Genomic DNA, 20,793 nt, shown 5'->3' on the forward strand with positions numbered 1-20,793 from the left:
ACCGCATTAGGGCAGGGGAGGGCAGTGGGCACAGTGGGCACAGTGGGCAGAGCGAATACGGCCCGCTGGGTCCCGGCCAGGCCCCGGCAAACGATCCGCTGAAGGGGCTGCGCGGCGTGATGGCTGGCACGCACATTATGGAAGCCATCGTGATCCTGCTGGTGCTGACCGTCATCACCCGGGTGGATGGTGGTGCATCTGCCACGACCTTCAACATGGTTTACGTGATCGGCCTGGGCGCCGCGATGATCGTCGCCGCCTTCCTGCAGAAGGTCAGGTGGGCCGACTGGCTGAACATTGCCCTGCAGGTGTTGGCTGTTGCTGGCTTCATTGTGCACCCGGCGATGGGTGCGATGGGCGTAATCTTTGCGCTGTGCTGGTGGTACATCTACCACCTGCGCTCCAACCTGATGCGCCGCATGGCGCGTGGTCTGCTACCTTCCCAGCACCTCGACGAGGAAGGCAACGTGCGGCGCCCAGCTACCCCCGCTGACTAGACCCCGGGACGCCACATTTGCACCACCTTTAACATCGGTCACATTCACCTGGGGATACCCTTAAAGAGGGGTAAGCCTCCCTCTACCCCCGAATGTGGTTTATTATTCGATGCATGACGTTAACGCGCCGTGCATTTTTCCGCTCTTCCACTGCCTTGGGAGCCGCTGTTGGTGGCTCCCTTCTCTTCGCCAACCGCAACAATATGGGGGTCTTCTCCTCCGCCGACAATGCACTTCCCGGTGCAGATCCCGCCGGAGCCGCCGGCGCCCCGACCCTTGCGGAGCCAGAGGGTTTCACCGGGACGGGAATCGGCGTCAACCAAAAGGGCGAACTGCCCGGAGGTACCGGGTACCTCACGATCACCTTTGCTCCCGCAGCGACCGAGGCCACGCAGGCGACCCTGCGCTTCGAGTTCTCGGACGGGCGCACAGAGGACCGGGTGGTTCTGCCCGAGGCGCACGACCGCGAGGGCGATGATTCCGCACTGAAATCCGAGCCTGTAGAGCTGCCGGATGGTGCCACGGCTGTCTGGCTTCCCGGTGAGGTTAACGACCCGGCTACCCGCCTGTTCCTTCACATCGTGGAGGCCCCACAGGGGCAGGAAGAGCAGATTTTCGGGGCGGGCATTGCACCCTACGCGGCGCCCATGGGTCTACCCTCCAACCCGGCTGAACTGCAAAGCAGCCTGGAGACCGGAGCGGCGGGCCTAGCTGGCTCGCTAGCGCTGGCGGGCACTATTGCTGGGATCCTACAGTCCAGCGGTCTGGCCAATCCGGGTGTGCCGGCTCCGGGTGGCGGTAATGGCATCGGTGGGGCGAACGTGATCAACGGCCTGCGCGTGGTTTCCCGTCGCGAATGGGGAGCGAACGAGTCGCTCACGGGGTGGACTCCTCGCTTCACCCGCGCACAGCTCATCACCGTGCACCACACGGCAATGGCTACCCCGGTTAACGGTGACTATGCCGCGAATGTCCGCAGCATTTACGCCTTCCACGCTTCTTCAGCGAATGGTGGCCGCGGGTGGGGCGACATCGGCTACCACCTGCTGATCGCCCCGGACGGCACAGTGTTCCAGGGGCGGACCACCGGCACAGATGGCCAGGCGGTTTTCCAGTCCGGAAGCTTAGGCGCATCACCTATGTCCGTTACTGCAGGGCACGTGTACAACGCGAACGACGGCAACATTGGTGTGTGTCTGCTGGGCAACTTCATGCAGCAGGCGCCAACCCCCGCCGCTATCAACTCCCTCGTGCGCGTTCTTGGCCACCTGTGCCGTGGGCTGGGGCTGGACCCACGCGGCAGTGTGCGTTACGTGAACAACGCGGCCCGCCTGAATCTGACTCGCCGCACGATTACCGGCCACCGCGACTGGAGCGACGTTTCTACTGCCACTGCGTGCCCGGGTGACCGCGCGTATGCGCTGATGGATCAGGTGCGCAGCCGCGTGTAGCGCCAAGGCGTTGCGGCGCTGTAGTGCCGTGACGCCACGTGTAGAATTACTGGCATGACTGAACGCACTCTGATTCTGATCAAGCCCGACGGTGTTAAGAACGGCCACGTGGGCGAAATTATCTCCCGCATCGAAAAGAAGGGTCTGAAGCTCGTGGAGCTGGACCTGCGTACCGCTGACCGCGAGACCGCGGAGAAGCACTACGCTGAGCACTCCGACAAGCCTTTCTTCGGCGAGCTGGTGGACTTCATCACCTCCGCTCCGCTGGTTGCCGGCATCGTTGAGGGCGAGTCCGCTATCGCCGCTTGGCGCCAGCTGGCTGGTGGCACCCACCCGGTGGAGAAGGCCACCCCGGGCACCATCCGCGGCGACTTCGCCCTGACCGTTGGCGAGAACGTTGTCCACGGCTCCGACTCCCCGGAGTCCGCTGAGCGCGAGATCGGCATCTGGTTCCCGAACCTGTAAACAGCTGGAAAAATAAACCGCGGGCGCAGCGCGTCCGCGGTTTTTGTGCATCGGAGAGCTTCGGGCTAGCCGGCGTGCCGCTCCTGGAAGTCTTGGGAGCCTTCCTTTGTCAGCGTGACCCAATTCCTCGCTCCATCGGTAGAACGCAACTCCCGAATCTTCACAGCTTTGCCCTGCTCTACTAGCTTGTCCAGAGCCTCGTTCGCACTGCGAGTGGTCCATCCGTACCGCGAAAGATCCTCCTTCAAGGTATCGCTCAGGATCTGCAGCCCGCCCGGGACACATCGGCGGCAGTAGAGGAATGCCTGTAGCCACTCGGTGGGTTCCTCAATTCGCATTTCTCGCCCCAGCTTTTCCGGGTCGGTGTAGCGAGTGGGGCGCCAGGCGTCAAGAGTAACGACCCAGTACATCAACCCAACGGTGATCAGCGCGGCAATAGCGGCGAAGCCCCACCTGCCCTGGCTGCTGAACATGTTTGCGACCTGCGATATGCCGAATACGAGCGCAAGCACTAGCACCAAACGGCCTTCTTCCTTCCAGCTGAAGGGGGTGCGGGCGGCTTCGGCGTCTGACTTCATGGGGGAGTAGTCGTTGCCGCGCACGCCGCCCCGCCGCAGGTAGCGCCACCACACGACGCCAGCCAGGACGGCGGCGACGAGGATCCCCAGCGCTGGCAATGGTCCGGTGATCGGTGCGCAGAGGATGAACATCATCAGTCCGAAAATCAGCGAAATCACAAACTGCGCGGCTTTGCTGGGGCGCATGCCGTTTTGGACATCGGTGAGCACAGTCTGGTCGAAGGCAACGGAGGGCGACGATGGGTTGGGCATGGCGTTCAGCGTAACAGTCGCGCACTTGAACACAGCGTTGTCGGATGGGTTGTCGGATGGATTCGAGACGATGTGAGACAATGGGGTACAGATCGGGTGCCCACAACGACGATGCGGCATGGCGATCAGGAAAACTTTGAAGACTTTAAAAGGAGATTTCGTGGCGACTATCAGCCCGGAAATTGCAGCTCAGGCTGCGAAAATTGATCGAGACAGTGTGGGGGAGAAGGTTCGCGTCCACACCGTTGCCAAGCAGTTGGGGATCCGCGCGACGGACTTCCTGGGCGTTCTGGCGGACCATGGCATTGAGGGGAAGAAGACGGCCTCGTCGCTGACTCAGGCGCAGGTCTTTTCTGTTTTGGACGCCCTCAGTGCCAGCTCCGAGCCATCTCAGGCAGACGAAAAGCCTGCGGAGGTAGAGGCTCCTGCGGCCGAGAAGCCGAAGAAGTCAGCTAAGAAGGCGGCGAAGAAGGCTACTAAGAAGTCTGCAAAGCAGACTGCGAAGAAGCGGACGAAGAAGTCCTCTGAGCCTGCTGAGCATGCCAAGCCCTCCAAGTCTGTCGAGCCTGCCGAGCAGAAAGAGCAGGTGGAGCAGGCGGTAGAGGACGCTACTGAGGTGGCTCCTGAAGCGGTTGCTGAGGAGACTACTGAAAAGCCGGAGAAGAAGTCGGCCAAGCGAACCGCCAAGCGCTCTGTGAAGAAGACGGCGAAGCGCGCTGTAAAGAAGTCTGCCAAGAAGTCGCAGCAGGCCGAGGAACCAGAGCAGAAGCCGGAGAAGAAGTCGGAGCGGGCAGCAGCCCAGGTAGCGAAGCCTCAGGAAGAAAAGGCGCAGGAGGAGAAGGCGCAGGAAGAAGATTCCGAGCAGAAGCCGGTGCGGCGCCGTCGAGTCCGCCGAGTCGTACGCCGCGTAGGAAGTGCGCGCCGGGCGGAGGAGCGGGCGTCAGAAGAGAAAGCCGACGAGACCCCCGCGAAGAACGTCGCGCCCGAGGATCTGCACCCGGCCGAGCGCGCCACCGAAGATCTGGTGGACGAGCCGGTGAAGATGAAGGGCTCCACCCGCCTCGAATCGCAGCGCCGCTGGCGGGCAAAGAACCGCGACAAGAACTACAAGGCCATCACCCGCGCCGAGTTCCTGGCCCGCCGCGAGTCCGTGGAACGCACGATGATCGTCCGCGACTCGGAGCGCACCGATCGCAAGGGCATGATGACTCAGGTCGGCGTGGTGGAAGACGGCCAGCTGGTCGAGCACTTCGTGGCGGATGCGACGCACCAGTCTCTGATTGGCAACGTGTACCTCGGCCGCGTGCAAAACGTGCTGGGCAGCATGGAGGCAGCCTTCGTGGACATCGGCACGGGCCGCAACGCGGTGCTGTACGCAGGCGAGATGGATTGGCGTTCGCCCCACCTGCACTCCAAGAGCCGCAAGATCGACCAGGCGCTGCGCCCGGGTGATCAGATCCTGGTGCAGGTGCTGAAGGATCCGATTGGACACAAGGGTGCGCGCCTGACCAACCGCATTAGCTTCGCGGGCCGCTACCTGGTGTACTTTCCGGCGGGCACGACCGCCGGCATTTCCCGCAAGCTCCCTGCAGGCGAGCGCAAGCGTCTGAAGGACATCCTGGGTGAGGTAATCACCGGCGATGGCGGCGCAATTATCCGCACCGCTGCAGAGAATGCAACGGAAGAGCAGATCACTGAGGACGTGCAGCGCCTGGAGAAGCGTTGGCAGGAGATCCAGAAGCTCGAGAACAAGGAGCGCAACTCCAAGGGGTCCAAGCCGGTGACGCTCTACGAAGAGCCGAACATGCTGATCCAGGTCGTGCGTGATGTTTTCAACGCGGACTTCTCCGAGCTCATCATCGACGGCGATAAGTCCTGGCAGGCCGTGCGCGATTACCTGGGGCGCACCTCCCCGGAGCTGATGGACCGCGTACACAAGTGGAACCGCGGCAAGCACGACGGCCAGGATGCCTTCGCACCGTTGGACCTGGACCAGCAGCTGGAAAAGGCTATGGCTCGCAAGGTGTGGCTGCCGTCGGGTGGTTACCTGATCATCGACCACACTGAGGCCATGACGGTCATCGACGTGAATACCGGTTCCTTTGTGGGCAGCGGTGGCAACCTCGAGGCTACGGTCACGGAGAACAACCTGGAGGCGGCCGAAGAGATCGTCCGCCAGCTGCGTCTGCGTGACATCGGTGGCATGATCGTCGTGGACTTCATCGACATGCTGCTGCAGCAGAACCAGGACCTGGTGCTGCGCCGCCTGTCGGAGTTCCTAGGCCGCGACCGCACGCGCCACAAGTTGGGTGAAGTGACCTCGCTGGGGCTGGTGCAGTTGACCCGCAAGCGATTGGGTACTGGCCTGCTGGAGACTTTCTCCACCCCATGTGAGGCTTGCGATGGACGCGGGTTCATCATGCATCCGGACCCGGTGGAGCAGAAGGACCCGGAGCCGCGACGCGACCACGGGCACCGCAAGGAGCGCCAGCAGGCTAAAAACCAGGGCAAGAACCAGTCCAAGGGGCAGCTCAAGGAGCGAGGCCAGGGTAAGGCTCCGGAGCGTAGCCAGCGCGAGGATAAGCAGGTCGAGCGGACCCCGCAGACCGAGCAGACCGAGCAGACTCAGCGGCCACAGTCTCCGCAGGGCACTCGCCGTCGCGTGCGCCGTGTGGTTCGTCGCGGTACCCCGCTCGCTGCCCAGGGATCCGAGCGGCAGGAGGAGCAGCCGGAACCAAAGCAGGAGCAGTCACAGAAGCGGGGAGGTAACGCTAAGGCGCGCAACCGTGCCAGCGACATCGAAGGCATCGTCGCCAGCGCCCGCAAGCGGTCCGCCCAGGAGGATCCGGACGAGCCCTCGGCAGCCGACAACGCAGAGCGGCCGGAGCAGAATAAGGTCGCGGCTAACAGGGTGCGCCGTCGCCGCCGCGTAGTGCGTTCGGCGCACACGAACGCGCGCAGCGCTCGTTCTTCTTCGGGTCGGGACGCCCACTCTTCCGCCGCCAACCAATCCAGTTACGAGGAAGCGAAGCGCAAGTTCGAGGAATCCCCACGCCGGAAGCGACAGACACGAGGCAACTCTAAGTCTGATTTTGCCCCGCGACCGGAGGACTTCGGCGTCACAAACAATAACGCCGAAAAGGGCGGTGAAAAGCCCCGTTCGCGTGGCCGTCGCCGGCGAGTGGTGCGCAAGACGAACTAGTTCCGAGCGAAAGCAAAGGGATTTGGTTTTTAGCCCCCTGACCGGGTAGTCTTAACCAGTCGCTGTTCGTTCCGCCGGTGACCAGCCTTAACGCGCGCGTCGCCGGGGACTGCGCGAGTGCACTAGCTCCTAGCAAGTTGTGCTCGCACAGTGTGCACAGAAGTGCCCCGGGCGCTTTTGGGGAACGAACGCAGCTAAGCAAAAGTAACAGTCAGGATGCTTCCTTCCCGCAGGGGGCTGCCTGAGCCGATTAGAGAAATAAAGGGGTAGCCCTACATGTACGCGATCGTCAAGACCGGCGGAAAGCAGTACAAGGTTGCCGAAGGTGACCTCGTCAAGGTCGAGAAGATCGAGGGTGAGCCGGGTTCGTCCGTGGCTCTCACCCCGGTTCTCGTCGTCGATGGCGCAAACGTCACCACCGGTGACAAGCTGGCATCTGTCAACGTCAACGCTGAGATCGTTGAGCATGTTCGTGGACCGAAGATCCGCGGCATGCACTACCGCAACAAGACCGGTTACAAGCGCCGCTTCGGCCACCGTCAGAGCCTCACGGTTCTGAAGGTCACCGGTATCAAGTAAACTACCGAGACACTTCGATTTTCTTCCTTAAGGAGGGAGAGACTAATGGCACACAAGAAGGGTGCATCTAGCTCCAACAACGGCCGTGACTCCGAGTCCAAGCGTCTCGGTGTGAAGCGCTTCGGCGGCCAGCAGGTCAAGGCCGGCGAGATTCTGATCCGCCAGCGTGGCACCTCTTTCCACCCGGGTGAGAACGTCGGCCGTGGTGGCGACGACACTCTGTTCGCCCTGAAGGCCGGCGCCGTACAGTTCGCTACCAAGCGTCGTCGCCGCGTGGTGAACATCGTCGAGAACGAGGCAGTCGAGGCCTAAGCTCTCGCTAGCCTTCGCTAGCTCTTGGCATAGCTTCGGTTGAGCCCGCATAGAGCTTGAAAATCCAGTGGACGCACTAAGTGCGTGCACTGGATTTTTGCGTTTCCATACTGTAATGAAATCCTTCATATTAGCCATGAAAATAGCCCCGGCGGAACCGGGGCTTGTCTTGGAGTAGTCAATGCTACTTAAGACTCGGCGTTGAGTCCTCGACAGGGCAGATTACTGGCGTGCCATCATCGTCAAGCACCTTCGCCCGCAGTCCGTAGACCTCTTCCAACAGGCCCGGGGTCAGCACCTCGGAAGGTTGCCCCTGCGCCATTAGGCGCCCCCGGTGGAGCACAATAAGCTGATCACAGTATCGTGCCGCTAGGTTCAGGTCGTGAATCGCAATCAGCGCGATCGAATCCTTTTGGGATACCTCTCGGCGGATGAGCTGCAGCAGCTCCACCTGGTGCCGCAGATCCAGGGCAGACGTCGGCTCGTCCAGAAGTAGCACCTCGGGCTCGCGCACCAGCATTTGTCCCACGGCGACCAGCTGCCGCTGGCCACCCGACAGTTCGTGAACATAACGCGAAGCCAGGTGCGTAATCCCCAGCCGCTCTAGCACTGCGGCCGCTTGTTCCTGTGCGGTTGCGGTGGCTGCCCGGCGTGTCGATCGTTTCGTCGCCACGAGGATCGATTCGAAGGCCGTCAGGGAAGCACTGGACAGCAGGTCTTGCGGAACATAACCAATCGCGTCGCGCCGGTTAGTGCCGGATAGTTCCTCGCCGTTGCTGGTGACTCGGCAGGTGCCTGATGACGCCCGCTGTATCCCAGCAATCGTCTTCACCAGGGTGGACTTTCCCGCGGCATTGGGCCCCAATAGGCCGGTGATGGACCCCGGCTGGAAGCCGGAAGCGGATACTCCCTGCAGAACCGGATTCTTGCCGTAGCGGACGTGGATATCTTCGATAGTCAGCATGGGCTAGGACCCCCAGACCGTGCGTCGGCGGACGAACACCAGAATGAGGAAGAAAGGAACTCCCACCAAGGATGTGATGATGCCGATCGGCACCGCCACGCCAGGAACCGCAGTGATCGATACCGCGTGTGCAGCGGCCAGCAACAGAGCTCCGGCCGCCATGGATGCAGGGGCGAAGTAGCGCTGATCCTCGCCGACGAGCATACGGGCGACGTGGGGGCCGACCAGGCCGATGAAGCCGATCACGCCCGCGAACGCTACCGCGCTGGCTGCCAGTAGGGAGGAGACTATGAGTGTGGTGACGCGCAAGCGCTGGACGTTGATTCCCAGCGCCGCCGCGCGATCATCGCCTAGTCGTAGGGCAGTGAGCTTCCACGAATTCAGGATGGTGAAAGGAATCGCGACTGCCAACGCACCGAAGATGATGGCGTTAGACGTCCAGTTCGCGCGCTGGAGCGAACCCATCGTCCAGAATACGATCTGCTGCAGTGCCTCGGTTGTCGCGCGGTATTGCATCAGGGAAAGCATTGCCTGGAACAAGAACACCAGCGCAATTCCGAGCAGAATCATCGATTCTGCGCTGGCACCGCGCCACAATGAAGCGCCCGCCACGATAAATACCGCCACTAGCGAGGCCACCCAAGCCACGGCTGCGAGGTTGAACTGCGGGTTAGCCAGCACCGTCCAGCCCAACACAATGGATGCGGCTCCGCCGAACGCCGCTGCTGCGGAGATGCCAAGGGTGAACGGTTCCGCTAGCGGGTTATCCAGGATGGTTTGCATGTGCGCCCCGGATAGCGAGAGCGAGGCGCCGATGAGAACGGCCATCACTGACGCAGGCAGGCGTAGGTTCCATAGGACGGTGTGGGTGGTCTCATCGACACCGTTGGGGTCGATGAGTGCCTTCCATAGTTCCATCAAGCTCAGGTCGATGGGGCCGACGATCGTGGCGACGGCGAAGGCTGCGAAAGCAGCGATGGATAGCGCGAAAATGGCGAGGATTTTCCGCCTGGCCTGGCGACGATACTGTTGGACGACCGCGCTGGCTCCGGCCGGAAGCGCAACATCGTGAGCGTTGGATATCTCGCCTTCGTCCGTTGATGACTTGTCTGAAATTACAAGGTGGGACATGGGGGTTACTTCTTGGGGTTAGCTCTTGGTGGAGGTGAAGAAGGTTCCGGAGTACTCGAACGGCAGCCACCTCTTGTGGAAGTCTGCGAAGTCCTTCTCTGCGTCGAGGTCCTGGAACAGTTCAGGGTGCAACCATTCTGCAAACTGCTCAAGGGCGAAAACGTTAAACGGGGAATCGTAGAACTGGTGGTAGACCGCGTGTAGCTTGCCCTCCTTGGGAGCCTTCAACGAACTAAAACCAGGCGTGGCCAGCAGTCCCTTGAGAGTCTTCTCAGATACGTCGGGCTTGGCGGTGTAGCCGAGCTCCACGTGCGGCAGCACCTCGGGCTTTTCGGGATCCTTGGCCCATGCGCCACCGGTGGCAATGATCTGCTCTGGCTGTTCGGCAAGGACCTTCTCTGCGGTGAGATCCCCGGATTCCGTGTCCAGCAGGTCGTCGCCGATGTTCTTTCCGCCCGCAGCGTTGACCAGATCGCCGAGGTTGGAGTTCTTCACAGTGCCACAGCAGTCCTTCATACCCGCCGCGCGCCAGACCAGGGTCTTCGGCTTGTCTTTTGCCTTGTTTGCACGGTCAGTGACGTCCTTAACCTTGCCGGAGTAGAAGTCGTTGAACTCCTTGGCTTTATCTTCCTTGCCTAGCAGTTGACCGTAGAGGCTCATCGTCTTGGTGGTGTTCTCCAATGGCTTTTGGCGGAAGTCACTGAAGACGTATTTCAGGCCAGCCTGATCCATCTTGTCCAGTAGGCCGGATTCTTCGGCGGCCTTCTTGTGATCTAGGGAAAGTACGGTGACGTCCGGTTTGTGGGCAAGTAGGTTCTCAACGGTCACATCGCCCTTAGAAATGTTTCCAACGGTCGGGAGGTCGCTGTACTTTTTGTCTGCCTTGGAGAGTTTCTCTTCGAAGGTGGGAGCGGCGGAGTGCATGTCGGAGCCGATGGCCACGATGTGCTCCGTTGGGTTTTCCTTGTTCAAGATGGAGGTGGCGAATAGTCCGCGACCCTCTGCGAGGAGGATCTTCTCTGGGCGAGAGTCGAAGGTGACCTGCCGGCCGGTCACATCGGTGACGGTGATGGCGGAGCCGGACTTACTAGCGCCGGAAGAGCCTTCGTCGCCGGGGTTGGATGCGCCGCAGGCTGCGAGGCCGAGGGCAGTGGTTGCTGCTACGACGCCGACGCAGACTTTGCGAAGCGGAGAAAAACGCATTGTTAATCCTTACGTGAGGGGTGTGAGAGGCTGGGCCGAGCCCACTCTCATACTTAGCTTAGCCTTGCCAGTGGCAAGGGTAGGCTAACTATAGTTCACGTATGCCTATGGAGGAAACACAGGGTTCGGATTCTCCACCTTTTAGGCCGCTACCCCAAACACAGATAGACTCGGAGCTCGAAGTATTAATTGGGGCGAAAAGAAAGCAAGGGAAAGCTATGCCACAATTCGTTGATCGCGTAGTGCTGCATTTGCAGGCCGGTGACGGCGGCCACGGCTGCGCTTCTGTTCACCGCGAAAAGTTCGTCCCTCTCGGCGGCCCCGATGGAGGTAACGGCGGCCACGGCGGAGACATCATCTTGGAAGTCTCCTCACAGGTGCACACCCTGTTGGACTTCCACTTTCACCCTCACATCAAGGCTCAGCGCGGCAACAACGGCGCTGGCGATCACCGACACGGTGCGCGCGGGGAAGACCTCGTACTCCAAGTGCCGGAAGGCACCGTTGTGCTTAACTCCAAGGGCGAGGCAATTGCCGACCTGACAGGCAAGGGTACGCGGATGATCGTCGCCGCGGGCGGACATGGCGGGTTGGGGAACGCGGCGTTGGCGTCCAAAAGCAGGAAAGCCCCGGGTTTCGCGCTGCTGGGCGAACCTGGCGAGGCAAAAGACGTCATCCTCGAACTTAAGTCCATGGCAGACGTTGGCCTGGTTGGCTTCCCATCGGCGGGTAAGAGCTCGCTGATTTCCGTGCTGTCGGCCGCGAAGCCGAAGATCGCGGACTACCCGTTTACGACCCTGGTGCCGAACCTGGGCGTGGTCAACGTTGGCCACGAGGTGTTTACCGTAGCTGACGTGCCGGGCCTGATCCCCGGTGCGAGCGAAGGCAAAGGCCTGGGACTGGATTTCCTGCGCCACATCGAACGCACTGCCGTTCTGGCCCATGTCGTCGACGCCGCCTCGCTGGAAGCAGACCGCGATCCTGTTGCGGACATCAAGGCCCTGGAAAAGGAGCTGGCCAACTATCAAGAGGAGCTGGCCAGCGACTCCGGGCTGGGCGACCTGCGCGAACGTCCGCGGGTGATCATCCTGAACAAGATGGACGTGCCAGACGCTGCAGACATGGCCGATCTGCAGGAGGAAGAACTCAAGGAATTCGGCTGGCCGATCTTCCGCATTTCCACGGTTGCGCATAAGGGCTTGGACGAGCTGAAGTACGCGCTAATGGATATTGTGAAGGCCCACCGCAAGGCGAACCCCGTGGAGGAGAAGCCCGCGCAGGTCATTACGCCGAAGGGGCTGCGCAAGCGCTCCGGCGGACGGTTCGCCGAGTTCGAAGTGGAAGCGGATCCGTCCGCCGAGGATGCCTTCATTGTCCGTGGCGAGAAGATCGAACGCTGGATCCGGCAGACCGACTTCGAAAATGACGAGGCAGTGGGCTACCTGGCCGACCGACTGGCCAAGGCCGGTGTGGAGGAAGCGCTTTACAAGGCCGGCGCGGATGCAGGCAGCGAGGTAACAATCGGAGAGATCACCTTCGAATGGGACCCACAGACCGCCGCCGGTGTGGACGTGATGCGCAGCGGACGCGGCACCGACGTCCGCCTCGAGCAGAACACCCGCGCCACCCCGGAGGAGCGCAAGCGTGCCTCGCAAGCCCGCCGTGGCCTGATCGACGAGAACGATTTCGGCGATGGCGAGGTCGCAGAGCGCGAACGTTGGCAGGGGTAGCCAGGTTGTACCAAACGGCACAAGGCCGGGGAGTGGGCTGGCATACTGGAGAGTATGTCATCCTCCGATTCCGACATTGCAGACGAAAACGAGTTCAGTTCAGCCCAGTCCGCGTTTAGCTACGCAGGACCGGGGGAGATGACTCCAGAATTAGCCTCGCCCGTGCCTACCTACGGGCAAAGGCCCGTGCATGAGCCAGGGCCAGTAGTGCCTGCGACTTCCATCGAGTTTCCGGAGCCGGAAGCAGACGAAGACGATCCAGCGATGGGGCATGATTCCGATGTTCGTGCTGACATCGCCCACGCCCGCCGCCTGGTGGTGAAGATCGGCTCTTCCTCCCTGACCGACGACGATGGTCGTGTGGACCCGAACCAGATTGACATGATCGCCGACGCGCTGGAAGCGCGCATGGCGCGCGACACCGACCTCATCGTCGTCTCCTCTGGTGCTGTGGCCTGTGGCATGGGCCCACTGGAGCTCGCCCAGCGCCCCACCGACCTGGCTACCAAGCAGGCCGCCGCGTCTGTCGGCCAGGTGCTGTTGGCCCAGGAGTGGGCGCGTAGCTTCGCCCGTTATGGTCGTACTATCGGCCAGGTTCTTCTTACTGCTTCGGACGCCGCAGAACGCGACCGCGCACGTAATGCCCAGCGCACCATTGACCGCTTGCGCCAGCTGAAGGCCGTGCCGATTGTCAACGAGAACGATACGGTCGCTACCTCTGAGATGCGCTTCGGCGATAACGACCGCCTGGCCGCTTTGGTGAGCCACCTGGCCTTCGCGGATGCTTGCGTGCTGCTATCCGACGTGGACGGCCTGTACGACCGCAACCCGGCCGAGCCGGGCGCCCAGTTCATCGCCGAGGTGAAGAGTTCCAAGGACCTGAAGGGCGTGGCTGCCGGCGACGGCGGTCGCCTGGGCACCGGTGGTATGGCGGCGAAGGTATCGGCTGCCCGCCTGGCCTCCCGCGCGGGTGTGCCGGTGCTACTGACTTCCACGGAGAACATCGGCGCGGCCCTGGATACCGCGGAGGTCGGAACCTGCTTCTGGCCGGATCAGGACCGCCTGAGCGCTTGGAAGTTCTGGGTGCTCTACGCTGCGGATTCGCATGGCCAGCTGCACCTGGATGCCGGCGCGGTGCACGCAGTGACGGAGAATCACAAGTCCCTGCTGTCGGTGGGGATCACCAAGGTCGAGGGCGATTTCTCCCAGCGCGACGTGGTGGACCTGGTCGGGCCAGACGGCAACATCGTCGGCCGTGGCGAGGTGGCATACGATTCCGCCATGCTGCACGACCTGATTGGCCAGTCGACTTCCGACCTGCCGGAGTTTGCCCGCAGGCCGGTGGTGCACGCCGACTATATGTCCCATTACTCTAACCGGGCGCAGCTAAAGGGTTAGTAGGGGTGTGATCCCTTGGCCCGGAGGGGCTGAAGCCGCGTTAGCTGCGCGGCGGTGCCGTTGTGTGGCGAAGCAAGCCCCTACATGGACTTCGCATTAAAGGAAAGAACGCCTGCGCTAAGAGCCGTCATTCCCAGGCAGTTGATCCAGAATTCTGATCCGAGGAAGTTCGCCTTAATGTGAGCGATGATTGCGGAAAGGAAATAGCCCAGTACACCTACTGAGACGGTTGTCGCGATTGAAGCGTTGCCGGTAGCCGCACCGTAAACCAGTCCTGTGGCTGCGAGAGACTTGATCGCGATCAGCGTCCACCACCAATCTTCGGGGAACTTAACGCCCTCCAGGCAACGGCGTATGAACTTAGGCGGCTTGACGGAAATCAATGCGTCACCGGCGAGAACGGCTGCCAAAAGGTAGCTGCCGCCTGTTGCTAGGGAACTCATTCGGATTCCTTTCTACGAAAATCGAGGACAGAGCGGACAGAGCGATACATGAAAGTACGCCTAGTCTTCGGAGAAGCGAACCTTAAGCCACACTACTCTCAAAGAGCCAATGCTGATTCCGGTTTCCATGCAACATGGCGCAGCTTAGGGGCTAGTTCGCTAGCATGGGTTGGTATGACAAACTCCAACGAAGCTCAAGAGAACGCCCTTTCCCCGGAACGCCAGGCAGAACGCGACGAGGTTCTAGCCAAGGCTAAAAAGGCCAAGGAAGTCAGTTCCCAGCTGCTGCTGAACACCCAGCAGAAGAACGATCTGCTAGCAGACGCGGCAGATGCGCTGGAGGCTAACGCGGCTGACATCATCGCTGCCAACGAGAAGGACATTGCAACGGGCAAGGAGCGCGGCTTCGCCGACTCCCTGCTCGACCGTCTTGCGCTGGATACCGAGCGCATTTCCGGTATTGCCGGCGGCCTGCGCCAGGTTATTGGACTCTCGGATCCGGTGGGCGAAATCGTACGCGGACACACCCGCCCCAACGGCCTGCGCATGAAGCAGGTGCGCGTGCCGCTGGGTGTGATGGGCATGGTCTACGAGGCCCGCCCCAACGTCACGGTCGATGCTTTCGGCCTGGCCATCAAGTCCGGCAACGTGCCGCTGCTACGCGGCTCCAAGTCCGCCCGCCACACGAACGAGAAGTTGGTGCAGATCCTGCAGGATGTTGCTGAAAGCCACAACCTGCCGCGTGAGCTAGTCCAGTTGCTACCGTGCGATACTCACGACTCGGTGCAGGACCTGATTACCGCCCGTGGCCTAGTAGACCTGGTTATCCCGCGCGGTGGCGCTGGGCTGATCAACGCAGTGGTGCTGGGTGCTACCGTGCCCACCATCGAGACCGGTACGGGCAACTGCCACTTCTACATCGACTCCTCTGCGGACATCGAGGAAGCCACCAAGTTGGTTATTAACGGCAAGACCCGCCGCTGCTCCGTCTGCAACGCCACCGAGGTTGTACTGCTGGATTCCGCCCTGCCGGACCCGGACAAAATCTACGTCCTGCAGGAACTGCAGAAGGCCGGTGTGACCCTGCACGGTGAGAAGAAGCAGCTGGATCCGCTGATCAACGACGTCGTCCAGGCGGAAGAAACCGACTGGACCGACGAGTACCTGAGCTTTGACATTGCAGTGGCCATCGTCGACGGCGTGGAGGAGGCTGTGGCCCACATCAACCGTTATGGCACCAGCCACACCGAGGGTATTGCCGCCCGCGACTACAAGACCACCAGCTACTTCGAGCAGTACGTCGACGCAGCTGCTGTCTCCATCAACACCTCTACCGCGTGGACAGATGGAGAGATGTTCGGCTTCGGCGCGGAGATCGGTATCTCCACCCAGAAGCTGCACGCCCGCGGCCCGATGGGGCTGCCGGAGCTGACGAGCACCAAGTGGGTTATCAACGGCGAAGGCCAGGTTCGCCCCTAAGTGTGGCGATGGCGCTCACTTTGCCAGTTGAAAAGTGGGCGTCATAAAGAAAGAACAGCTACACCACGAGCGTAAGGCTCGCACCCAGCGCCAGTACCAGACACATCGGTATTTCCCACATGCCGACCTTCTTGGGCGTCCACTCGCGTGGGTTTGCCTTGGCGATCGGTGGGATCATTTTGGCGCGCAGGGCAGCGGCTGCCATCACCAGGATCATCAGTGGGCCGCTGGCGGTATAGCCACCGTCGATAACGGCCGCGATCGAGGTGATGAGCGTGATCAACAAAGCGATGCGGTGATAGCGCAGCGAAACCCGCTCGAAGGGGGCATTATCCCGCTCGCGGATGATCGTCTTCACATAGAAAATCGTGCCCGTGAAGTACAAGCCGATGACGAGGGTGGTTACCCAAATTGCGACGGGCGCCTCGCTGAAGAACCACGGCAGAATCGAAAAACCGCTGGCCGAAACAGCGACGATGTACATTAGGGCGCTTGCCACCGTGGTGGAGATACCGGAGATGAGGCTGCGGGGGCGCCTCCTGAAGACCTCCATCAGAGCTACCGCAATCAGCGGTACGAACGGCACGCACCACCACAGCAATCGGGGCTGCAGATACAACACAATCACGGTGAAAATGGCTGTGAGCGCACCGTAGGTCAACGTAGGCCAGAGGTATGCGCGACGGCGGGCAGGGGCGCGGGTCTTGAACCACAGGCCGAAAGCGAAGAAGGTGAAGTAGCCGAATACCCAGGCCAGAGGCATAAAAGTCAATGCCAACCACTGCACCGGATTGCCGTAGGACGGAGCGATAACGGCGGCGGTGATCAGACCTGTGGTGATTGGCAGAATGAGCATCGCCCATGCGCCGTGCTGGTTTGGAACCCACGCGTTTGTACTCATCGCTAGATCGGACACTCCCTGCTGTTTCACCTATAATTTGGGCGATCGAACGCCCACACATCCCCAGACTAGAATCTTCCGGCAGTCAATATAAAGACCGCAGACGGCCCGGAGAAAGAAAAGGCAGAATCAACAGTGCAGAACACCACCACACAGCCCACCCGGGTTGGCATCATGGGCGGCACGTTCGACCCCATCCACAACGGGCACCTGGTAGCCGGTAGTGAGGTTGCGGATCTGTTTGACCTGGATGTGGTGATCTACGTGCCCACCGGCCAGCCATGGCAGAAGAAGCACAAACAGGTCTCCGCGGCAGAGGATCGTTATCTAATGACGGTCGTCGCCACGGCCTCAAACCCTCGCTTCCTGGTTTCTCGGGTGGATATTGACCGCGGTGGGGATACGTACACCGTGGACACTTTGGCAGACATCCGCGCCCAATACCCCGAAGCCGAGCTGTTCTTTATCACCGGCGCCGACGCGCTGCAGAAGATCGTGACATGGCGGGATTGGGAGAAGATCTTCGACCTGGCGCACTTCGTAGGTGTGACCCGCCCCGGTTACGAGTTGCCGAAGGACGACGAGGGTAGCAACGACCCGCTATCGAAGGAAGTTGCCGCTGGGCGTTTGTCGCTTGTGGAGATTCCCGCGATGGCGATCAGTTCCACCGATGTACGTGAGAGGGCCACCAGCGGCCGGCCAGTGTGGTACCTGGTGCCCGATGGCGTGGTGCAGTACATCGCCAAGCACGGCATGTACGTTTCCAGCGAATAGCTGCTGGGTTGCTAAACTGGATGTGTTTTAAACCAATCATGAAGGGCTGAAATTTTTTGACTGCTACTGCAGATTCGATCGCGCTCGCCGGAGTGGCGGCGCGCGCAGCGGCCGAGAAGCTGGGGGAGGACATCCTGGTTCTCGATGTCTCGGACCGTTTGGCCATTACGGACGTGTTTGTCATCGTTAGCGGCGATAACGAGCGCATGGTGAACTCCATTGTCGACGAAGTCGAGTACGAGGTGGGCCAGGACGGCCCCAAGCCAACCCGTCGCGAGGGGCGCGGCGAGGGCCACTGGGTGTTGTTGGACTACGGCAACGTTGTGGTGCACGTTCAGCGCAAGGAGGAGCGAGAGTTCTACGCACTGGATCGCCTGTGGCGCGATGCCCCGCAGATCGAGGTTGAAGGCGTGGAGCAGGTGGACCGCGGAAGCAACTGGGATGCCGATGCAGAGGTGGACGTTCTGGAAGCCACCAGCATCGACGATCTACCGCTGGCTGGACCCGCCCCAGATGCAGACGAGCTGTAGAAGCTGACTAGTCTTCACCATGGGCGAGCGCAGGGTCTTTTTGGTCCGTCACGGGCAGACGGAATACAACGCCACGGGGCGTATGCAGGGACAGCTGGATACTGACCTGTCCCCGGTGGGTGTGCAGCAGGCTAAGGTCACTGCGCAGATGCTGGGCGATAGGCGCATCGCGCGGGTGGTCGCCAGTGACCTTAAGCGCGCCTACGATACGGCGTTGATCCTCGCCGAGCCTTTCGGCTGTGAGGTGACGACCGATTCCCGCCTGCGGGAGACGGACCTGGGGCAGTGGCAGGGAGCTTCGCGCGAAGAGGTTGACCGCGACTTCCCAGGCCAGCGTGCATATTGGCGCCACGATCCGCAGTGGGCTCCTCCGGGTGGAGAGACACGCCTGGAGGTTGCCGAGCGCGCCTTTGCCGTGATTGAGGAGATCATGGCGACAGATGTGTTCGACGAGGGGGATGTGATGATTGTTGCCCACGGTGGCACGATTGGCGCGCTTACTGCCCGTCTGCTGGACCTTCCGGTGCGCTACTATCCGGTGTTCACCGGTTTGGGTAATGCCTGCTGGTCGCAGCTGTTGGCGCGTCCTCGTTTTACTGGCGAGGCGGCGGGCACCACTCCGGTGGCGATAGACGGAAGTACAGTGCCACTGGTTCCTTCGAGCCGCGCCGACTGGTGGAAGCTGCCACAGTGGCATCTGGAAGGCTGGAACTTGGGCGTGGCCACCGACGCGAGCCCGGACGAGGGCGCCCTTCCGGGGGCTGCCCCTAGCTCTTTTGGTACTGACGCCACTCGTCCCAACCCGCACAACCCCAGTGAAGGCAGGTAGGTAGTGACTGTTCAGATCGTCACGGATTCTTCCTGCTGCCTGACGAAGGATCTTGCAGAGAAGGCCGGCATCACTGTGCTGGACCTGCACGTGGAGGGCGAAGGGGAAGAGCAGACGACTTCGAGCCTGAGCAGTCTGGAGCTGACCGCGAGCTACGCCCGCCTGATGGAGCGCGGCGGAGATGCTGGTGTGGTTGCGCTGCACCTTTCCAAGCAGCTTTCCGCAACATATGCCAATGCGTGCGTGGCAGCAGGCGTGTTCGACGGCCAGGTGAAGGTTCTGGATACCAAAAGCATCGGCATGGTGCTGGGCTTTGCTGCGCTGAGCGCCGCCGAGGCCGCGCGCGACGGGGCGGACCTGGACACCGTGGTGGCGGTGGCCGAGGAGTCCCTGAAGAACTCCTCGCTGTGGCTGTACGTCCACCAGCTGGACGTGCTGCGCAAGGGCGGGCGCCTGTCAGTGGGACAGGCGCTGCTGACCTCCACGCTGGCGATTAAACCGATACTGCAGGTGGCTGAGGGCAAGCTGACGTTGGCGGCGAAAACTCGCACCCAGGCTAAGGCAATGGATCGCGTGGTTGATCTGGTGCGCCGCCTGGTGATCGACGAGGCCGTGGCGGGCAAGGGAAACCCGCGTGATGTGCAGATTGCCGTGCACCACAGTGATGCCGAGGACCAGGCTGTGGACCTTTCGGCGCGGCTTGGTGAGATGATTGAGGAGCTAAATAGGCTGGAGGCTCCGCCCCAGCCGTCGGAGTCGCGCACACACGCGCTGCGCCGGCAGGTTCGGGTGGAGACCTGGAAGTCTTTGCCGCAGGTAGAGGTAAGTATCGTAAGCATTCCGCAGGTCTTGCAGTTGCACGTGGGCCAGGGGGCATTGGGCGTGGCTGCGACGCTACGAGGCACGGCGGACAGCGCCAATGAAGCAGAAGCAGCCGAAGCAAACGGAGAGGCGACCAAGGAAGTCAGCGATACGGCGTCCAGCGATAGCGAGTAACACGGGCGTTTATTCGTGGGTTATCCACAGGGGAGGGGTTCTCCACAGCTTCCTGGGGTTTCGATGCCCTAGCCGTGATGCTCGACGGATGGTTGTCTGTGGGGCATGATCTGATCGGCGCATGTCCACACGACGTATGCGGCAGAGTTCCGCTGACAAAGTTCGCGCCCGCGCTGAGGCTTTGGCCCAACCCATGCCGGAGCATGAACTCGCCAACGTTGACCTAGACACGCATACCGTCATAAGCAGCACTGCGTCCAGGGGGCTTGTCGTCACAGTGGTCTTGGCAGTTCTCATCAGCGTCGCATTTTTCGCCTGCCAACGGCAGGATTCGGACGACGGGGCAGGCGGCGCCGACATGCTGGCGACCACGAGCGGACCTGGAGCACCTGGCGGCGCCGCTGATACGGGCATGGGCGGCGCCGTTCCGGCAAGCGATACGGGGCAGGCCACAGCCGGGGATGGTAGTCAGTCTGACGAGCAAGCCGAAAGCCAGGAAGTCGTCGTGAGCGTGCAGGGGATGGTGCACCATCCGGGGCTGCTCCGGGTGCAGGCCACCACCCGGGTGGGCGAAGCCATAGAGGCCGCAGGCGGAGGTCTTCCCAAGGCAGTTGTATTGGGCATCAATCTGGCAGAGCCGGTCAGTGATGGAATGCAGATCGTTGTCGATGATCGCGGCTCGCGCGTGGTGTACGCCGGGGGTGCGCAATCCGCGCCGGGCGGGACCGCAGGAGCGGGCGCGGGCGGGGCGAACCAGGGTGGTGGGGCAGGCGGTGGTTCTGCGCGTGGGGCGGACGGCGCAAACGGCGCAGACGCCAAGGTGAACCTCAATACCGCTGACGCCACGCAGTTGGAAACCATAAGTGGCATCGGTCCTGCCACTGCTGAGGCCATCATCGATTGGAGAGAATCCAACGGTCCATTCACCAGCGTTGAGCAGCTCCTGGACGTCCGCGGCATCGGCCCAGCGAAGTTCGAAGCGATGCGCGATGCCGTCACTATCTAGCTCCTTTGCGACGGGGCTATGGACGTCCGCGGCACCGCAAGAATCGCCGGAGCCGTTCAGCCCGGAGGCTGTC

General features: G+C 61.7%; 20 protein-coding genes. 14 read left to right on the forward strand and 6 right to left on the reverse strand.

What is annotated here, in order from left to right:
* Positions 1–5 precede the first annotated feature (5 nt).
* The 3 genes from CJEIK_RS02885 to ndk all read left to right on the forward strand — a co-directional run bounded on the left by CJEIK_RS02885 (position 6) and on the right by ndk (position 2,413).
* Positions 6–497 carry a DUF4233 domain-containing protein gene (locus CJEIK_RS02885; protein WP_172544898.1) on the forward strand — a complete coding sequence of 164 codons (492 nt, stop codon included), beginning with the start codon at positions 6–8 and terminating at the stop codon, positions 495–497.
* A 113-nt stretch (positions 498–610) separates the two neighbouring features.
* On the forward strand, positions 611–1,948 hold the full coding sequence (locus tag CJEIK_RS02890) for a peptidoglycan recognition protein family protein (RefSeq protein ID WP_248623875.1): 1,338 nt from the start codon (positions 611–613) through the stop codon (positions 1,946–1,948).
* 54 nt (positions 1,949–2,002) lie between these two features.
* Positions 2,003–2,413: a nucleoside-diphosphate kinase gene (ndk, locus tag CJEIK_RS02895; protein WP_005296491.1), complete on the forward strand. Its 411-nt coding sequence runs from the start codon at positions 2,003–2,005 to the stop codon at positions 2,411–2,413.
* A 65-nt stretch (positions 2,414–2,478) separates the two neighbouring features.
* On the opposite strand, the gene CJEIK_RS02900 is transcribed toward ndk, so the two are convergent.
* Positions 2,479–3,243: a hypothetical protein gene (locus tag CJEIK_RS02900; protein ID WP_143336402.1), complete on the reverse strand. Its 765-nt coding sequence runs from the start codon at positions 3,241–3,243 to the stop codon at positions 2,479–2,481.
* A gap of 160 nt (positions 3,244–3,403) precedes the next feature.
* Between CJEIK_RS02900 and CJEIK_RS02905 the strand changes: the two genes are divergently transcribed.
* From CJEIK_RS02905 to rpmA, 3 genes are all read left to right on the forward strand, one after another.
* Positions 3,404–6,445: an Rne/Rng family ribonuclease gene (locus CJEIK_RS02905; protein WP_034965269.1), complete on the forward strand. Its 3,042-nt coding sequence runs from the start codon at positions 3,404–3,406 to the stop codon at positions 6,443–6,445.
* A 276-nt stretch (positions 6,446–6,721) separates the two neighbouring features.
* On the forward strand, positions 6,722–7,024 hold the full coding sequence (gene rplU, locus CJEIK_RS02910) for a 50S ribosomal protein L21 (protein ID WP_005296481.1): 303 nt from the start codon (positions 6,722–6,724) through the stop codon (positions 7,022–7,024).
* Positions 7,025–7,069: 45 nt separating this feature from the next.
* Positions 7,070–7,336 (forward strand): 50S ribosomal protein L27, encoded by a 267-nt coding sequence (rpmA, locus tag CJEIK_RS02915; protein WP_005296479.1) that lies wholly within the window; start codon positions 7,070–7,072, stop codon positions 7,334–7,336.
* A 184-nt stretch (positions 7,337–7,520) separates the two neighbouring features.
* Here the strand turns inward: rpmA and CJEIK_RS02920 are convergent, their stop codons facing one another.
* The 3 genes from CJEIK_RS02920 to CJEIK_RS02930 are packed head-to-tail and all read right to left on the reverse strand — an operon-like array spanning position 7,521 to position 10,634.
* Positions 7,521–8,300 (reverse strand): ABC transporter ATP-binding protein, encoded by a 780-nt coding sequence (locus CJEIK_RS02920; RefSeq protein WP_005296476.1) that lies wholly within the window; start codon positions 8,298–8,300, stop codon positions 7,521–7,523.
* A 3-nt stretch (positions 8,301–8,303) separates the two neighbouring features.
* Positions 8,304–9,431: a FecCD family ABC transporter permease gene (locus tag CJEIK_RS02925; protein WP_005296474.1), complete on the reverse strand. Its 1,128-nt coding sequence runs from the start codon at positions 9,429–9,431 to the stop codon at positions 8,304–8,306.
* Between the two features lie 18 nt (positions 9,432–9,449).
* A complete protein-coding gene (locus CJEIK_RS02930; protein WP_005296471.1) occupies positions 9,450–10,634 on the reverse strand; it encodes an ABC transporter substrate-binding protein in 1,185 nt (394 codons plus the stop codon).
* Between the two features lie 218 nt (positions 10,635–10,852).
* Here CJEIK_RS02930 and obgE point away from each other — a divergent pair, with 218 nt between their 5' ends.
* Together obgE and proB are read left to right on the forward strand one after the other, a co-directional pair.
* Positions 10,853–12,364, forward strand: a complete 1,512-nt coding sequence (gene obgE, locus CJEIK_RS02935) for a GTPase ObgE (RefSeq protein ID WP_005296468.1) — start codon at positions 10,853–10,855, stop codon at positions 12,362–12,364.
* 138 nt (positions 12,365–12,502) lie between these two features.
* Positions 12,503–13,762, forward strand: a complete 1,260-nt coding sequence (gene proB, locus CJEIK_RS02940; protein WP_370510488.1) for a glutamate 5-kinase — start codon at positions 12,503–12,505, stop codon at positions 13,760–13,762.
* 80 nt (positions 13,763–13,842) lie between these two features.
* Here proB and CJEIK_RS02945 read toward each other — a convergent pair whose 3' ends face one another.
* Positions 13,843–14,205 (reverse strand): DoxX family protein, encoded by a 363-nt coding sequence (locus CJEIK_RS02945; RefSeq protein ID WP_005296465.1) that lies wholly within the window; start codon positions 14,203–14,205, stop codon positions 13,843–13,845.
* 174 nt (positions 14,206–14,379) lie between these two features.
* Here CJEIK_RS02945 and CJEIK_RS02950 point away from each other — a divergent pair, with 174 nt between their 5' ends.
* Positions 14,380–15,684, forward strand: coding sequence for a glutamate-5-semialdehyde dehydrogenase (locus tag CJEIK_RS02950; protein WP_005296463.1), 1,305 nt, complete (start codon positions 14,380–14,382; stop codon positions 15,682–15,684).
* A 58-nt stretch (positions 15,685–15,742) separates the two neighbouring features.
* On the opposite strand, the gene CJEIK_RS02955 is transcribed toward CJEIK_RS02950, so the two are convergent.
* Positions 15,743–16,585, reverse strand: coding sequence for a YwiC-like family protein (locus CJEIK_RS02955; protein WP_111712238.1), 843 nt, complete (start codon positions 16,583–16,585; stop codon positions 15,743–15,745).
* A gap of 135 nt (positions 16,586–16,720) precedes the next feature.
* Between CJEIK_RS02955 and nadD the strand changes: the two genes are divergently transcribed.
* From nadD to CJEIK_RS02980, 5 genes are all read left to right on the forward strand, one after another.
* On the forward strand, positions 16,721–17,359 hold the full coding sequence (nadD, locus tag CJEIK_RS02960; protein WP_077536129.1) for a nicotinate-nucleotide adenylyltransferase: 639 nt from the start codon (positions 16,721–16,723) through the stop codon (positions 17,357–17,359).
* Positions 17,360–17,415: 56 nt separating this feature from the next.
* The gene (gene rsfS, locus CJEIK_RS02965) at positions 17,416–17,889 is read left to right on the forward strand and encodes a ribosome silencing factor (protein ID WP_005296457.1); all 474 of its coding nucleotides are present in this window, start codon (positions 17,416–17,418) and stop codon (positions 17,887–17,889) included.
* 19 nt (positions 17,890–17,908) lie between these two features.
* Positions 17,909–18,718 carry a histidine phosphatase family protein gene (locus CJEIK_RS02970; RefSeq protein WP_005296455.1) on the forward strand — a complete coding sequence of 270 codons (810 nt, stop codon included), beginning with the start codon at positions 17,909–17,911 and terminating at the stop codon, positions 18,716–18,718.
* A 3-nt stretch (positions 18,719–18,721) separates the two neighbouring features.
* Positions 18,722–19,714: a DegV family protein gene (locus tag CJEIK_RS02975; RefSeq protein WP_005296453.1), complete on the forward strand. Its 993-nt coding sequence runs from the start codon at positions 18,722–18,724 to the stop codon at positions 19,712–19,714.
* Positions 19,715–19,835: 121 nt separating this feature from the next.
* Positions 19,836–20,720 (forward strand): ComEA family DNA-binding protein, encoded by an 885-nt coding sequence (locus CJEIK_RS02980; RefSeq protein ID WP_034965265.1) that lies wholly within the window; start codon positions 19,836–19,838, stop codon positions 20,718–20,720.
* Positions 20,721–20,793 lie beyond the last annotated feature (73 nt).

The organism is Corynebacterium jeikeium (assembly GCF_028609885.1).
Lineage (GTDB): Bacteria > Actinomycetota > Actinomycetes > Mycobacteriales > Mycobacteriaceae > Corynebacterium > Corynebacterium jeikeium.